The organism is Kastovskya adunca, assembly GCF_059505785.1.
Genome location: NZ_JCACLG010000038.1, coordinates 1 through 16185 on the forward strand (window position 1 = coordinate 1; position 16185 = coordinate 16185).

Here is a 16185-nt window from a genome sequence, read left to right on the forward strand (position 1 = left end):
TGCTCCCCTGCTCCCCTGCTCCCCTGCTCCCCTGCTCCCCTGCTCCCCCGCTCCCCCGCTCCTCCTCTCCCCTACTCAGGACTCAGCACTCAGCACTCAGGACTAAATAACTACGACGCGGTGAGATTCCGCAACATGTAGCCCAGTACTAGACCAATCAGTAACGCCCAAACTTGACCGGACTCGATGAAATTATTAAACGCATCTTGCATCTGTCCTAAAACATCTGGGTCTTCAATGGCTTGAGCCAAGACCGTTCCCTGGGTCGATAGCGGTGTGGTTGCCAGCCCAAAGGCTTCATAATCGGGGGTTAGGTTAGGTAATTCGACATTTACTGATTGCATTTCCATAAAGCTTAAAAACTCGCGTTCCCACGCGTATATTCAGGTTACTGGCGCTCATTTTACCTGCATCACGACCAGTGTCATATCATCGGCGTTACGGTTTGTTGAACCAATGAACTGCTGCACCTGATCAAATAAGTGATCCAAAATGGCTTGTGGCCCCTCGCAATGCTGACAAGCCCACTGGAAAGCATTAGCCAGGTTTTCCTCATCGAAGCGATCGCCATTTTGATTAGCGGCATCGGTGAAGCCATCGGTGTAGTAGATAATCGTATCTCCCGACACTAGTTCTACTTCAGCATCTTCGTACTCAGAATCCGCCTCTAAACCAATCAGCATTCCCAGGGTATCGAGGCGTTGCAGCGAGTTAGTTGCTGCTTGCCATAGTAAAGGGGGATTGTGGGCAGCGTTGCTGTAAGACAGAATACGGCTTTGAGGATCGTACTCAGAATAAAACAGCGTCACAAAGCGGTGAGAATTTTCCAAATCAGCATACATGACGCGGTTCAGATGTTGGAGAATCCGTGCTGGCGAGTGACCGTTCAACACTTCGGCTCGGAGCATCCCCCGTGTCATGGTCATAATTAACCCCGCCGGGACACCCTTACCCATCACGTCACCGATGACAATACTCCAAGGTACCGATTCCCCTTGTCGCGCCTCCCCGGCTCCCTCTAGGTCTTTCTGTTTGGGTCGCAGTTGGTCGTAGTTGGCAGGAATAAAGTCGTAGTAGTCGCCGCCGACGCGGTTGGCTGTCTGACAGCGGGCTGATACTTCCACCCCCTGAATTTGGGGACATTGACGCGGCAGTAATCGCAGCTGAATATCTGCCCCGATTTCCAACTCCCGGTCTAGGCGTTCCTTTTTCCGCAGTTCGACGGTGAGTTCATCATTAGCGATCGCGACTGCGGTTTGGTCGGCAACCAGGCGCACTAATTTCTGACGAGTTGATGTCCAGGCATACTGAGGGTTGCGGCTAAACACATACAACCGTCCTCTTTCAACGTTTTTCACCAAAATTGGTGTTCCAAATAGCTGCACATCTGAACCCAGGCAACAACTGACCTGTTCATCCAGAGACGCCGGGGCAGATGCCAACAAGCTTGCATCCGTCGTGATTTGACGAGTTGCTGTTTCGATCGCCTTACGAATGTCTTGACATGCCTGCCCTTCCTGACAGTGCAAGCGCTCTAAACGTACTTGACCGTTCGGTTTGAACAAAATCAAAGCACCACCATCAGCATCCGTTACCCTCGATGCCATCAGCGGAATTAGCTCTAAAAATTGATTGAGGTTGTTAAAGCTACGCAGGGCAAAACCCAGCGATGAGAGTAAGTTATGTATTTTATGCTGTTCCCTGTGTAAACGTGCCACCAGTTCTTTAAGAGCAGAAACTGGTGTCCCTTCGGTTGTAGGATCATTACCAGGGCTGTTAGCTGATTTTGAGGCGTGACGAGGGAGAGGCCGTGCTGTCATAGCATCAGGCGTACATACGCAGTTAATAAGCAACTTAAGGGGACAAGAGTAAAAGAGTGAAGTACCCCCGCTAACTGCCGAAGAGCACTATAGCAGAGGCTTCCAGTTTCACAGGAAAGGCTTTCTGTAGTTACACCTCAATAAAGATGTCCGTGCCTAGCACGGTGGAAAGACTTACAATCCTCCGGAGGTTTTGCCTGACTGATTGCCAGTAACACTAACTCCTGCACACATTACTGTGTACCCTGGCAGTTGCCCGTCTTCCACAGGCAAAATATCGTCTTGACGCTTGGTTTTCGCACCTTTAGTTGTGATTACAACCAGTCTATTTAAACAGAATTTAACTAGAATAGATGCCGATTCACTCATTTGATCCGGCAATCAAGCGAGATGTTATTTAGTCGTCGTGATTAACCTTAGACAGCAATTTTGCAAAGTAGTGAGCGAGGAAGACATTATGGCTTCCTACAGTACCACTAATTGCTAATTATCGCTGCCCAAAATCCTCAGCAGGTGTTTAGTTGTCAATTGTTTGGTTACTAAAAGGTTAAATGATAGCGTTAATTAACTGCCTCGCCAATGATCCTACTGGGTGATTTTTGCAGTTGCGATCAGTCGGTGAATGCTGAGTCGGTGAATTTAAGGCTACCCATTGAGCAAGGCTTCTACAAACTCATAGCTAGAAAAGGGGCGTAAGTCTTCGATGCCTTCACCAGCACCGATGAATCGAATCGGTAAGCCTAATTGCTGTACAACGGCGAGAGCAACGCCACCTTTAGCCGTACCATCAAGTTTAGTCAGGACAACACCGCTGAGTTTGGCGACTTCGGCGAAGACTTCTGCCTGTCGCAAACCGTTTTGACCAAGGGTAGCGTCGAGAACTAGGAGAGATTCAACACGGGCGTCGGGTGCTTTTTTGTCAATAATCCGCCGGATTTTGCCGAGTTCTTCCATCAGATTTTTCTTATTTTGCAGGCGTCCGGCTGTGTCTATTAGCAGTAGTTCTGTGTGGCGAGCTTGAGCAGCAGCGATCGCATCAAAGACAACTGATGCTGGATCGGTATTCTTAGCGGGATTGGCAATCACGTCAGTTCCGCTGCGCTGTCCCCAAACTTTCACCTGTTCTACCGCCGCCGCTCTGAAGGTGTCGGCAGCACCAATTAAGCAGCGGTAGCCGGATTGATTCGCCAGGTGAGACAACTTACCAATGGTAGTGGTTTTACCCGCACCGTTCACTCCGGTTATCAGCCAGACATTAAGGGTATCTTTTTCTGGAGTAAAGGTGGCGCTGTAAGACTCTTTGAGAGGGCGGTCGAGCAAGTCGCGGAGAATTTGTTTTAAGTAGGCGATCGCTTGCTCTGGGGGTAAGGTTTCCTCCCGGAGTCTACTTTGCAGTGTCGTGATGATGTAATCAGTTGCCTCGACGCCGACATCTGCCTGCAACAGCAGCGCCTCAATTTCCATTACCGCGTCTTGGTTCAACGGGCCCTGACCGACAATCGCCTTCAGCTGATTAATTAAGCTGCGACGAGTTTTATCCAGCCCCTGCCGCAATCGCTTCAGCCAGCTAATTTCTTCAATCGAGACATCCTCCGGACGCCGTCCTTGGGCGGCTAGGACTTCGGCTGACCACAAGAACCCTTCATCAAAGGCAATCCCTGTTTCCCCCTCCGTCTCGGTCGCTACCGTCGCGTCCACAGGCTGCACAGGTGCCCTAACGGGTTCCGGTTCTGAGGTGTCAATAGCCGTAGCTTTGAGGCGCTCTAACCTTGCCTGACGATCGGCATTAGATTGACGTGCCCAAATGGGAACATTACCCGCTGGTGATTCCTCAGCTTGTGCCGCTGCGATCGCGTCTTCTGTTACCCCGGTGTCGCTTTCTTGAGTTTCAGGAGCCGTCGCTACCGGTTCGGGAGAAGCTTCGGTTTCTTGAGTTTCTTTCTCAGCAACGGTTGGTGCGACTGGTGCCGATTCTTCCGGCGTCTCTGTAACTTCTGCTACAGCCCGTTCTTCCTGGTCGTCGTCGAGTGCTGCTTCCGGTGCGCTGGGGGCGGTCGTCTCTGCTGCTGCGGTTACGGAGGCTTCTTCCTGTGCCGATTCTTCCGGCGTCTCTGTAACTTCTGCTACAGCCGGTTCTTCCTGGTCGTCGTCGAGTGCTGCTTCCGGTGCGCTGGGGGCGGTAGTCGTCTCTACTGCTGCGGTTACGGCGGCTTCTTCCTGTGCCGAGCCTTCCGCCGCTTCCACCTCAAACTCTGTGGTTGGTTCTGCCGTTGCGGTATCCGCTTCTGCCGGGGGCTGTTGCCGCTGCTGAATATTCTTGTAGGCATTCTTTGCCCAACTCAAGTAATCTTCAGCAACGGCGGGTGAAGCGTCTGCTTCTTCCTCAGCTTCTGCTGGTTCTACCTGCGGCTGCTCTTGAGTAGTTTCTTCCTGTTCAACTTGAGAGTTTTGTTTATCGTCACCAAACTGGCGGCGGAACCAATTAAACACGTCTGCACCTATTCGAGTACGGGCATCTGCTCAAAACACGGGACAAAGAATCTGCTGAAGGTAAAAGTTACCATCTAGCATTCCTTGGCGGCTGACTATAATGATAAGATTTTAAGAAATTTTTCAGGGTAATTGAGCTTGCTTTTGCACCTGCTCGGTTACACGACGCAGCACACCATTGATGAAGCGGTATCCTTCTTCGTCACTGTAACGTTTGCCCAACTCGACAGCTTCGTTGATGGCAACACGGTCTGGAATTCCTAAAAAGGCAATTTCCGCAACGGCAATCCGTAGGATATCCCTGTCGATGCGAGGTAAACGATTCAGTTGCCAATCTCTGAGGGCGTTCTTGAGAGTTTCGTCAATCTCTTCCCGTCTACGGTTGATGGTTTTAAGGATTTCCAGGGTATAGCTACGTACATCTGGCTGGTTGGTAAGCTGGATGATTTCTGGGATTTCTAGGGCTGTACCTAGGTGATTGACGGCGGATTGAGTGAGTTCAATGGCGTCACTCACCATAGCTTTTGCACTTTGGACGTCGCTGGCGCGAGTTTCGCTGCTCAAGAGGCGATCGCTCCCGCGTTTAAGTTCCGCTGACGCTGTTTCTAAGGCTTCTTGAATTTCACTGGTTAGAGTGCGGACGGCAGCCAGCACTAAGCCATTAAGTTGCTGGGTATCCAGCCGTTCTATATTTGACGGCATTTGCGAGAGGCTCAACAGAGCCAGTTCACGAGCAATTCGGCGGGGGTTCATGGTTATCCTGTGTCAGTTGTCAACGGTCAGTTGTTATCAGCTTATTTCTATACCCATTTATCCCCCAATTTTTCCTCATTCACTCTTCACCCTAGTCTTGGCTACGTTATACTACACCAACCGCAACGGCTTCACTATTCCTCCTGCTCTCCCACAGCTCGTTAGCTCTCTTCCGTTGGTAACGGTCTCATTTCAGGTAGAGGCGGCTCTAGGGCTTTCTTGCCGTAGGCGGTTGGGGCTGTCAAGGGAAGGTTAGAGGCAGCAGGCCCGACGATCCCACCAGAAATCACGACTTTGAAGGCATCTTCAATCGACATGGAGAGATTGATCGCTTCTTTTTCCGGCACGATCGCGTACCAGCCTGTTGTCGGATTGGGAGTCGTGGGGATGAAGATGCTCAACATCTGCCCATCCATATGAGATTGCATCTCACCGCCTAGGGTGCCAGTGACGAAGGCGATCGCCCACATCCCTCGCCGGGGATATTCTACTAAAATCACCCGTCGGAACTTCCCCTGAGAGTCCTTTAGCAGCGTCTCTAAGAGCTGCTTGAGGGTTTTATAGACTGGCCCTGCTAGGGGAATTGCTTGCAAAATTCGCTCCCCAAAATCCAGCAGCCACCGTCCGGCAATATTCCGTGCCATTAAGCCGATCAGCAAAATGCACATCAATGGTACTGTCAGCCCAACTACAAGATTGAGCAGAGTGACCAGGATGGGATTCAGGTTATCGTAGGGATTAAGTTGCTTGGGAATGCGCGTTAAAAAGTTGATCACCCAGCTAGCAATGGTGATCGTTAGCCAGATCGTTGTAGCGAGTGGAATCACTACGAGAAGACCAGCAATTAAGTCGTTCTTTAAGTCCTGCTTGAAGCGTTGGTTCACAGACCCCCGACTCTCCTTACAATGGCGCTTGAATGCATATCCGAATCGCCGCGATCGCTCCCACGATCTAGCTACAGATAAATCAAAAACCTTGAATAGATAAATATCAATGGCAACCCAGAAAGTAGTAGGTTCTTCCTTTGCTATTCACGGCTCCCATAGAGCTGTTAGTTTTAGCCAGGATTCTCTTCCTAATTTATCAAACTCGTAAAGAATTATTACAAGTCTCGACTCTTTATATTTTAGGTGTGACTCGCGATTTTTAGGATTTTCTCGCAAACTTTCTCAGGAATAGGAGTTCTTTGCCACTTAACGATATTTATCTATTCAACTGGTATCACAATTTACACTTTAACGGATTGAGACAGTCACTGCCTGAGTCAAGGGGAAGAAGAACTAAGGGAGGCAGCATCGGCGTTAGGGGAGGTTGTAGAAGGGTTGAGATAGTTACTAGGTGGAGAAGGATTTTTCAGTTCCCATACCTTGAGCAGAATCAGGTACTCGTAAAACATCTGTAAGACGCACCAGTTAAATCCGGCTCGCCCATCCAGGAACCCTCCCAGCAGGAAGTACATATAAACAAAGCGCACCAATGGTCGCAAGGGTAAGCGCAGCGACAAATTCTTAAGAGCGCGGCGTCGTTCGACTTCAGTGCTGCCAAAAAACAAGTCTCGCCAACTAATGCTTCCCTCAGCCAATTGACGCAAGGTTTCCTCGGCTTCGTCAGTCGAGTAGCGGTTGTGTTTGTCAATCCAGCGACTAAAACCTTTTCCGCAAGTGTAGTGGGGGTAAGTTTCCTGGAGAAAACCCGTTGAACCTGCACACTCTTCCCGTTCAGTGTGTCCATAATCGCTAAACCAGACCTTATCTTTGCAAAACAGGCGCAACTGGTAGCGAGGATATTGGGTACAACGGCGAATCCAGCGATCCATGAACATGACGCGTTCGGCGGCGTAATACCCGATATATTCAGAACTCTGCATCGCTTGGAGACATTCAGCAAATAACTCCGGCGTCATCCGCTCATCGGCTTCTAGAATGTAAACCCACTCATGCTTAGTCGGGACTTCTTGAAGCATCCAGGTGCGCTGGCGTCCGTGACTTTCAAAAGCGTGCTGCACCAGGCGGACAGGATAACGCTGGGCAATTTCTACAGTGCGATCGCTACTGAAGGAATCAACAACAATGACATCATCACTAAGCTGGGCTGACTCAATGCAAGCGGCAATGTCCAACTCTTCGTTATAGGTCAGGATGTAAATTGAAAACATAATATATAAGCTTAAGCCGAGCGTAAAAATATCAAGCCCGTTCCAGAGGCTTTCGGTGCCCAGAAAACTCTAATTGAGAGCAAATCAGAGGCGGGAGGGGTGACGACATGCTAGCTTTTTTGGGGCAAAATCGCCGGAGGCTAAACGCTAACATGCGTCTTTTAACTTACTACCTATAGTGCCTAGGGATTGAGCAAGTTATTGAGATAACTCCCTATTAACTCGCTTTGTCTATACTTTGCGACGGGGTTGAGAGCTAGATTTTAAGCTTCGCAATCCTGTCCAGCCGACAGCAATGTAACCAATGGCTAACAGCAAGCTGCTTAGACCTGTCCGTAAACCTAATTTAAAGGCTGATGCTCTGGCTTGCTTTTCCGCTTCCAATCTTCGAGAACGTAGTTGTGTTTGCGCTGCCTCAACTTGTTGGTTGAGTGCTTGCGGATCTTTCTTTATCGCCTCGATTTGCTGCCGGATCGCTTGTAGTCTTTGAAGCTGTTCTCCTTGCACCTGACCACTGGCAATTGCCTGATCCAACTCAGAAAGCCTTTGGTTATCTTGGATTAGGGTATTAATTTGCTGTGATTCTGTTTGAATACGGCCTTCCTCTTGAGTGGCTCTCTGGTTAATTTGCTCAAGAGCTTGAGTGCTGGCAAGACGAATATTGTTGAGATGTAATGGCACCAAGAGTAGGTACAGTAGCCCCAAGAGACTGGAGAGTAACAACACCCAAAAGCGTAAATCCTGAGCGCCTGACTTCCGCTCTGTCACAGCGGCAGCATTACTACTGATCCAATATCCCGCTAGTAGCAGCGCTATCCCCACCATCGGGATAATCCCCCGGTCAACCACTTGGGTTGTCCAGCTAAGCTGCCACTCTCGCTGTAGTGGATTAAACGGAATCGCTAGCAGGATGAAGTCGATTAACGAAGACAAAATCATGATCAGCCCGACAACTTTTAAAGTCAGAGCTGTAAAGGAAGAATTTGTAGGGCTAGTGGTTGCTTTCATGGGTTACGCCGGTGAAAAAAGTAATTGTCTTCAAACGTATCGCTGAGCGCGATTAGGTGAGGTTTATCCCCTGGCAATTGCGTCCTTGACAAAGGTTGGACAATGATTGCTCAAAGTTGAAGTCTTGCTAATACTAACTTATCGGCTTAAGTACACCAGAGTGGGGCAATGCCAGGTAGATAGGTATTTTAAGGGTGCCTGGAAAAAGGACTAACCAGCAGGAATTGGTCAGTATTCTCACCAATCAGCTTGTGACTTTACATCAATGGGGTCGCCAATGGTCAAAGATAACAATTTGTAAATTTCTTCGGTTAAATTTTCGGCTGGAAAAATCTGATTGATCCTCATGCCTTCCACTAACAGGTTTTGGTTTTTTCATTCTTTGAGACTTCAGACATCAGAGTTTCCCTCCTCTTTATTTCTCCGTTTGCCCAAACTGATAAATTAAGCGCTTAGCTGCTGAGAATGGCAAGACTATTAGCCAAAAAAACAGTGATTTCCTCTTGTTTTCTTAACCTGAACCGGATTTGTTCCTCTTTGAAAGGAGTAATTACAACAGTTCTGTTGCCAACTCAATCAGATGTACGCCAATGGGTGCATCCAATCTTTTTAACAAGCTTTCGCTGGAAGGAATCGTTTCGCGAGGAAATAGGTTCCGGAAGGTTTGGAGGGTAAGCAGTTGATGTCCGGAAACAGTCCCATACTCGCTATCAACGCGATCGCGAAACTCTGGATCGTCTGCGGTGGGAGGTAGGGAGCGCAGTCGTTCATCAATACTAAAAGTGACTCGCACTTGGTCACGGATAGACATGCTGCGATCGCAAATCTCTCAGTCGCTGCGCCCCAAAGCCAATGCGGCTACACGCAGGGCAGTAATTACTGAACATAAAAATTTCACGGCAAGTTTAAGCTTTCTGTATCTCGCTGTTATAAAAATCCCCTAGAGAATAGGCACTTTCCCCGTCAGAAGACGCCAAAAAGTTTCTTTTACCCAACAAACTACGTACAGTAAAGCAAGCGTGACCCAGATTTTATGAATAAAGTTGTAGAAGTTTTACCGGACAAAGAAGCGTTAGTTGCCAGAGCACTGGCAGTGGTACTGGAAAAAATGCACGCTGCGATTGCGGCGCGAGGCATTTGTACCATTGCCCTCGCTGGCGGTAGTACCCCTAAGCCCTTATACGAAGCGATCGCTACCCAAAACCTTCCCTGGGAAAAAATCCATGTCTTTTGGGGGGATGAGCGTTATGTACCACCCGATCATCCTGATAGCAACCAAGCGATGGCACGTCATGCTTGGTTAGAAAAAGTTAGCATCCCGGAAGAGAATATCCATCCGATGCCGACTCTTGAAAGCAATCCAGCCGTTAGTGCTCAAAATCATGAAGCTGAGATTCGGGAATTTTTTAAGACTTCAGTGGGAGAGATTCCCAGTTTAGATTTAATTTTGTTAGGCATCGGCGATGATGCCCATACCGCCTCCCTCTTTCCCCATACTGAGGCACTACAAGTACGCGATCGCCTAATCACTGTCGGAAATAAGGACACTCAGCCGCGTATCACCTTTACCGTGCCGATGATTAATCAAAGCAAATGTGTTCTTTTCTTAGTGTCGGGAGCTAGTAAACAAGCCGCATTAGCAGAAATTTTTGCCGACGATGCCGACGACTTTACCTACCCAGCGCGATTAATTCAGCCGCAAGGGGAACTGTGGTGGCTTTTAGATCACTCAGCCGGGGAAGAGTGGAAAACTTAACCATGGCGACATTGCACCAGTGTATGTATTAAGATCTGACCGTCTGCCCCCCAATATTGGGATGTATTCCGGCAGTAAGGAGGTTTTATGATTGTTTGTCCTAACTGCAATCACCAAAATCCAGATGGAGCGACGCAATGTGAAGCCTGCTATACACCGTTACCGACAACCACCAGTTGTCCAAATTGTGGTGCAGCAGTGCAAACAGACGCCAGCTTCTGTGGTCAATGTGGCTTCAATTTGCTTGTCACCCATGAGGGAGAAGAAGGTGAGACCTCTACTCCCGACCCTGCGGTGCCGGAGTTAGTCGCCCTTGAGGCTTTGGTTATCCCCGATCCGATATCGATCCGTTCTGAGGAGCCAGATCCCATGGCGTCGCCTCTACCTGCAACGATAGTTGGGCAACCGCCTGTTGCTGAGGAAGAGAAGGCTCTTGAGCCAGAGGTCGAGGAATTATCTGCTCCGGAGGTTGCCAGTCAACCCGCGACTGCTACCACAGCCCCGCCTGCGTCCTCTGAGGCAAGGGGTAGTGCTAAAACCCAACTGCAAGTGCAGACGGTTAAACTACTGCATGTGCAGACGAACACAAACATTGAAATGCCGCAAAATCTTTCGGTGATTCATATGGGTAAGCCGAATGACCAAATTCCACCGGATATTGATGTGTCTGGATTTCCCCATTCAGAAATTGTGTCCCGGGTTCATGCAGATATCCGCGTCGAAGGAGATGCCCATTACATCGAAGATGTTGGCAGTTCCAATGGCACCTATATCAATCACAATTCTCTGCTACCTGGTAATCGCCATCGCTTACGAACTGGCGATCGCATTAGCTTAGGGAAAGGCGACTTGATGACATTTTTATTCCAATCCTCCTCCTAAGTTAGTAATGAGTTCAGAGTCAGGGAAGAGTTTCATTAGTCAAACTTTGATGGCGACTCAAACGAACGCGCCATTGCCTGAATGCCGAGTTAGTCAAAGCAAAAGAAAATTGCTTCAACGACAAGGAACCTAAGGCTCCGACTTGATTGGGTCAGAATCCAAGAAAATATTTTGGGGTGCTACTCTTGGAAACAACAATCACAGTATGATTTATCTTCAATGTGGCTAGTAACTGATGGCAAAAAATTGTTCATCAAGTGGCTAGTTGAGAGAGTAGTGTTGGTTTTGGGCTGTCACCCCTAACCTCAGTTGCAACAATTTATGGCTGTAATAGGAAATGATTGTTGAACGAGGTGGAGTGAATCTCTCGCCCCCTGGCTAGGATTCTTAACTACTCCAGCAAGGGAGTGAGTCTCGTCAAGAACAAAAAACACTAGCTAATTGGTGAGGGAATGTCAAACAGCTCGGCCCAGCAAGCAAAAGTTTTGAAAGATGTGACCCCGGTGATTACCCTGACTCTGCTGCATCCTCTCCAGTCTGTCCCTGTTCAAAGCTGGAGCTTTGAGCCTGAATCCGTGATTCGGATTGGGCGATCTACCGAAAATGAGGTAATTCTCTATAGTGCGGTTGTTTCTCGTCATCATGTAGAGCTACGGCGCAATGGTTCTGATTGGGAAGTCGTTAATTTAGGTGCTAATGGCACTTATGTTGATGGGAAGCGCATTACCCAAATGCCAGTTGTAGATGGAATGATCTTTCGCCTAGCGAGTTCTGGGCCTAAGATTCAGATCCACATTGACGCTGATAACATTGACGCTAAGTTAAAAACATCAGGAAAGAGATCGCCATCAAAACAAGACAAGACAAAAGATACATTCGTTGATCAAAGCTTCAAAGAGGTGGAAGATCAGGGGTGACTCCTTCACAGGGAGAACCTTACAAGTGCAGTGCAAGCGTCTCTAAAGTTTTGGGACGTTAGAGCTTGTTTAAGTGAGGCAATGCCATCCCCACTTTTATAATCAAAATTGCTGCATTCCGTGTCTCTGTCAAGTTCCCACCCACAGGATGGAGAATGCCAGCGTTGGGAAAATTTCTTAAAGCTGCGATTTAATCCGTTTTAGCAATGCGCTGAGACGCTCCATTGCTAAAGCAGCATTAATGAGTGAGTTTATGTATAAGGGCGCTCAACTTTTAGATAGAGGGAGGGAATATTATCGCCCCTGAAATTCCTCATTAGTTAACCTTAAGGGGTATTCGAGTCTTGTAGTATTAAGGGGAAACTCGAAAAAGTAGTTACAAATGAGTGCAGCGAGCAGTTCTAATAAAATTAAGTTTGGTACCGATGGCTGGCGGGGAATCATTGCTGATGACTTCACCTTCCCCAATGTCTGTAAGGTGACCCGTGCGATCGCTAGCTATCTCGAAACTGCCTATTCTAAAGACCGTCCTATTTTAGTTGCCTACGACACCCGCTTTTTAGCCGATCAGTTTGCGCGGACTGCTGCTGAAGTACTAGCCGACTTGGGCTGGACTGTGAAAATTGTTGAGCGGGACTGCCCGACGCCCGTCATTGCCTATAATGCTCGTCTTCTGAACTCAGGTGGGGCATTGATGTTCACGGCTAGCCACAACCCCGCCCCCTACTGTGGGATTAAGTACATCCCTGATTATGCGGGCCCAGCTACTCCAGAAATTACCGATACTATCGTTGCGAATATTGAAGGTGCAGATGATTCTGCCCCCAGTGGCAAGAACGGCAATAAAATTTCAGTTTTTGACCCGAAGCCTGAGTATCTCAAATTTATCTACACTCTGCTGGATGTCGAGCAGATCAGAAGTGCCAAGTTAAAGGTGAAGTATGATGCCCTCTACTCCACTTCTCGCGGCTATCTGGATGAAGTGTTAGAGCATTGCGGCTGCCAAACCGAAAGCTTCAACACCACCCGCGATGTCTTGTTTGGTGGCGGAATGCCAGAACCAAAAGGCGAACAGCTAGTCGGGTTAGTGGAAGCCGTGAAGAAGGATAATGCTGACTTAGGGTTGGCAACCGATGGCGATAGCGATCGCTTTGGGATTGTTGATGAAAAAGGTAACGTCCTCACCCCTAACACGGTGCTGCTGTTGCTGGCACGTCACTTGATTAAAAACAGAGGCAAATCAGGGGCGATTGTCCGGACAGTGGCAACTACCCATCTGTTGGACAACTTTGCCGCCAAGTACGATCTAGAACTGTTTGAGACGGCGGTTGGGTTTAAGTACATCGGCGAGAAGATGCGCCAGACAGATGTGCTGATTGGTGGTGAAGAGTCCGGCGGACTGAGCATCATCGGGCATATCCCGGAAAAAGATGGCATCCTCGCTGATATGCTAGTTGCTGAAGCGATCGCCTATGAAGGCAAGCCATTGAGTCAGTTGGTTGAAGAAGCGATCGCCGAAGCGGATGGCCCTTTATACAACAATCGCCTCGACCTGCACCTAGAAGAAGCTCACAAAGCCGCCGTACTGAAATCCTTTAAGGAAAATCCCCCCGCTGAAATCGCCGGAATTAAAGTTAAAGAAGTCGGTCTTAAAGACGGTGTCAAACTTTACTTAGAAGACGGTGGTTGGATACTACTACGCCCATCCGGAACCGAACCCTTGATGCGCGTTTATATGGAAACCAGCTCCCCAGACCAGCTAAAGCAGATTGGGACAACCATGGAGCAGATGATTAACAAAATGGAACCCGTCGGCGTTTAACTACCGCCGTAGTAGAGATGTTCCAATGGAGTGTCTCTGCTTACTATCCCAACAAATTGAGTATTACCCGCAGATAAATGCCGATGAAAACGCTAGGCTGAGTTTATCTGCGGTTTTTGATTTATGAAAACAATTACAAACCTGCTGACTTCTCTGATACTTGCGGCATGGGTAATCGCGATCGCGATCATCTCAATCCAAAACATCAAGCCCGTATCGCTGCGATTTCTGACCTTCCAGTCCATTGAGCTACCCATAGGGGTAATGCTGGCATTTGGGGTAGCTATCGGGGCAATTGCCGGAGCGATCATCCCTCTCTTCTGGCGGGTATCTAGTAAGCGACAACGCCGCTATAGCTCAGAAGACGAGGAGTTTGAGGAGGAATTTTGAGTCTGAGTCCTGAGTCCTGAGTCGGGAAGAAAGTATGAAGGGTGAAGGATGAAGTATGAAGGGTGAATTCGGTTATTGGTTCTCTTCTGCTCCCCTGCTCCTACTTCTGACGCCGCCAATCCCAGGCGGGAACGAACTGCGGATCGCGCCATAGCCCTAGACGCCGCCGCTTGGCATCGGCTTCTGCTGCCTCAACAAGCTCTGCACTGGGGCAATTTTTCAGGTAGGGGCGATAGACTTGGGCTAACCCTTCAGCGCTTAAGACTTGTTGGATCAACGTGCCGTCGGGAAGACGGACTTCACTAATTTCGCGTCCATATCGGTCAGTATCAGTGATGGTTAATTGAACGCGATCGCCTCCTTGGTTCACTAACTGCTGCACCCGCTGTTGTGCTTTTTCTCCCCATTTAAACTGGCTTTTATCCACCGCCTTGCGGCTTTGTCTCTCCTTAGAGGAATGGGGGACTTCTGGCGCATCTACACAGGCAAAGCGCACGCTGATATCCTCTCCCGCGTCATTAGTAACAACGATTGTGTCCCCATCAGATACACGCTTAACGGTGTAACTTTCTGCTCCTATCCAGTCCAGCAGGAGGTCGCACCCCACTAAGCCCAGGATGAGGACAACAGCCCCCGTCCATTTGAGTGATGTTTGGATGAGTTGGTGCGTGCGGGTCATTCGCTAATTTACCTCAATGGAAAGTTGCAACAGCATAGATGGTCTCTATCCTGGCATAGTTCCATTCGGGAATTACTCTGATTTTCGGATTAACTGAGCAAAGGCTTGCAGCGTTTCTGAGTAGCGATCGCCTGCTACCCAAACGAGATTGTTATGCCCAGCTTGTTCCACCCACCACGCACGCTTGGGTTCATTCGCCGCTTCAAAAAGTTGTTGGCTGTGTCGCAAGGGAATCTGCCCGTCTGCCTTGCCGTGGATAAACAGCACTGAAATCTGTACCTTTTTAATTTTTTTCAGGTTGCCAAATCGGTCAAACGGAAAGATATCAACGGGTAAGAGGACGCGAAACGCACTAGTAAAGCCGCTTTCCATAATCAGTCCCCCTAAGGGTTGGCGAGTTGCCAAATCCACCGCCACTCCCGTGCCAACAGAGCGTCCATGGGAGATTATTTGTTGGGGTGGAACGTTCAGCCTCTGGGTTAGATAGTCGTAGGCAGCCGTGATGTCCTGATAAACATTCTCCTCTGACGGCGTCCCCTGGCTGGTTCCATAGCCGCGATAGTCATAAGCAAAGACGGCAAATCCCGCTTCTTGCAATCGTGTCAACACAGGCTGAATATCTCCTAGATCTTCAGCATTGCCGTGGCTGTAGAGGATGGTATAAGTAGCCTCTGGATTGGGAAGGTGAAGCGCTGAAATCTCAACGCCATCTGCCGTTGTCAGCTTGATAAGCTTATCGGTGTCTTTGTAGCTGGCTGGTTGGGGCTGAAAGATTAGATTATCGGCAAAGAAGTAGGCAAAGATACCGAAAAAACTATAAATTAAGACGGCTGCAACGACAAACCACCGGACTCCTACTAATAAGCGGTTGACGGTTTCCGGGTGCATGTTATTAGCCTCCTTGAACATGAAAAAATGACGGCGGTGCGCCCTCGGCTGGGGTTATAGGCGATCGCCACTTAGGAGGAGTGCTTCAGTTGCAAATTCGACCAAGCGAATTAAGCTGAAGCCAATAAAGATTAGAGCCGAAACTATCAAGATGAGTATGGAAACAATCCGCCTTCGCCTAAGCAATTCCAGAGCTGCTGTGGATATTCATCTAATAATACTCACGCACTGAAGAAGATTCTTTCGTAGGGGCATAGCAGTGCCATGCCCTGAAGGAGGTGAGTTTTGCGTAAGTCCTACATCTTTTAATCAGAGTCAGTTGAGGAAGCCTGTTGACGAGCCAAGGGCGAGAGCAAGGGTACTTCCCTCAATGGAAAAAGCAAACCGAAAGCTATTTAGGCGGATGCGTTCGTAGTAATCCTTTATCCGTTCTGGGGTTAAAGAGGTGTAGAAGGGATTGATTAGTATCCTCTAGATTGCTCTGGGGTTCAGCCGTACGGCTTTGCAGCCAAGCAAAGAGAGCGGCTGCCCCTAGCAGGAGCAACGCGATCGATATCACTAACTGAAGCATGATGCTGTATCGCATAAAACGTGTGAACTATCACCAAATAAAGTACAAGGTTTC

General features: G+C 48.7%; 16 protein-coding genes. 5 read left to right on the forward strand and 11 right to left on the reverse strand.

Annotation, left to right across the window (positions count from 1 at the left end; genetic code table 11):
* Positions 1 to 110: 110 nt before the first annotated feature.
* The 8 genes from AC5JR3_RS14790 to AC5JR3_RS14825 form a co-directional block, all read right to left on the reverse strand.
* A complete protein-coding gene (locus AC5JR3_RS14790) occupies positions 111 to 344 on the reverse strand; it encodes a hypothetical protein (protein WP_495847344.1) in 234 nt (77 codons plus the stop codon).
* Positions 345 to 398: 54 nt separating this feature from the next.
* The gene (locus AC5JR3_RS14795) at positions 399 to 1820 is read right to left on the reverse strand and encodes a GAF domain-containing SpoIIE family protein phosphatase (RefSeq protein ID WP_495847285.1); all 1422 of its coding nucleotides are present in this window, start codon (positions 1818 to 1820) and stop codon (positions 399 to 401) included.
* A gap of 645 nt (positions 1821 to 2465) precedes the next feature.
* Positions 2466 to 4310, reverse strand: a complete 1845-nt coding sequence (ftsY, locus tag AC5JR3_RS14800; RefSeq protein ID WP_495847287.1) for a signal recognition particle-docking protein FtsY — start codon at positions 4308 to 4310, stop codon at positions 2466 to 2468.
* 123 nt (positions 4311 to 4433) lie between these two features.
* Positions 4434 to 5063: a transcription antitermination factor NusB gene (nusB, locus tag AC5JR3_RS14805; RefSeq protein ID WP_495847289.1), complete on the reverse strand. Its 630-nt coding sequence runs from the start codon at positions 5061 to 5063 to the stop codon at positions 4434 to 4436.
* A 161-nt stretch (positions 5064 to 5224) separates the two neighbouring features.
* Positions 5225 to 5947 (reverse strand): DUF502 domain-containing protein, encoded by a 723-nt coding sequence (locus AC5JR3_RS14810; RefSeq protein WP_495847291.1) that lies wholly within the window; start codon positions 5945 to 5947, stop codon positions 5225 to 5227.
* 380 nt (positions 5948 to 6327) lie between these two features.
* Positions 6328 to 7218, reverse strand: coding sequence for a glycosyltransferase family 2 protein (locus AC5JR3_RS14815; protein ID WP_495847293.1), 891 nt, complete (start codon positions 7216 to 7218; stop codon positions 6328 to 6330).
* A gap of 231 nt (positions 7219 to 7449) precedes the next feature.
* On the reverse strand, positions 7450 to 8226 hold the full coding sequence (gene hpsJ-B, locus AC5JR3_RS14820; RefSeq protein ID WP_495847295.1) for a hormogonium polysaccharide biosynthesis protein HpsJ: 777 nt from the start codon (positions 8224 to 8226) through the stop codon (positions 7450 to 7452).
* 550 nt (positions 8227 to 8776) lie between these two features.
* Entirely contained in the window at positions 8777 to 9037 is a 261-nt protein-coding gene (locus AC5JR3_RS14825) for a hypothetical protein (protein WP_495847297.1), read from the reverse strand.
* A gap of 222 nt (positions 9038 to 9259) precedes the next feature.
* Here AC5JR3_RS14825 and pgl point away from each other — a divergent pair, with 222 nt between their 5' ends.
* From pgl to AC5JR3_RS14850, 5 genes are all read left to right on the forward strand, one after another.
* Positions 9260 to 9982 carry a 6-phosphogluconolactonase gene (gene pgl / locus AC5JR3_RS14830; protein ID WP_495847299.1) on the forward strand — a complete coding sequence of 241 codons (723 nt, stop codon included), beginning with the start codon at positions 9260 to 9262 and terminating at the stop codon, positions 9980 to 9982.
* 87 nt (positions 9983 to 10069) lie between these two features.
* A complete protein-coding gene (locus AC5JR3_RS14835; RefSeq protein ID WP_495847301.1) occupies positions 10070 to 10864 on the forward strand; it encodes a double zinc ribbon and FHA domain-containing protein in 795 nt (264 codons plus the stop codon).
* Positions 10865 to 11367: 503 nt separating this feature from the next.
* A complete protein-coding gene (locus tag AC5JR3_RS14840) occupies positions 11368 to 11781 on the forward strand; it encodes an FHA domain-containing protein (protein WP_495847345.1) in 414 nt (137 codons plus the stop codon).
* 382 nt (positions 11782 to 12163) lie between these two features.
* Complete coding sequence (locus AC5JR3_RS14845) at positions 12164 to 13603, forward strand: phosphoglucomutase/phosphomannomutase family protein (protein WP_495847303.1); 1440 nt, start codon at positions 12164 to 12166, stop codon at positions 13601 to 13603.
* A gap of 123 nt (positions 13604 to 13726) precedes the next feature.
* Positions 13727 to 13993 (forward strand): lipopolysaccharide assembly protein LapA domain-containing protein, encoded by a 267-nt coding sequence (locus AC5JR3_RS14850; RefSeq protein ID WP_495847305.1) that lies wholly within the window; start codon positions 13727 to 13729, stop codon positions 13991 to 13993.
* Between the two features lie 100 nt (positions 13994 to 14093).
* Here the strand turns inward: AC5JR3_RS14850 and AC5JR3_RS14855 are convergent, their stop codons facing one another.
* The 3 genes from AC5JR3_RS14855 to AC5JR3_RS14865 form a co-directional block, all read right to left on the reverse strand.
* Positions 14094 to 14672, reverse strand: a complete 579-nt coding sequence (locus AC5JR3_RS14855) for a thermonuclease family protein (RefSeq protein WP_495847306.1) — start codon at positions 14670 to 14672, stop codon at positions 14094 to 14096.
* Between the two features lie 72 nt (positions 14673 to 14744).
* Positions 14745 to 15560, reverse strand: a complete 816-nt coding sequence (locus AC5JR3_RS14860; protein ID WP_495847308.1) for an alpha/beta hydrolase — start codon at positions 15558 to 15560, stop codon at positions 14745 to 14747.
* A 391-nt stretch (positions 15561 to 15951) separates the two neighbouring features.
* Positions 15952 to 16146 carry a hypothetical protein gene (locus AC5JR3_RS14865; RefSeq protein WP_495847310.1) on the reverse strand — a complete coding sequence of 65 codons (195 nt, stop codon included), beginning with the start codon at positions 16144 to 16146 and terminating at the stop codon, positions 15952 to 15954.
* Positions 16147 to 16185: the final 39 nt, after the last annotated feature.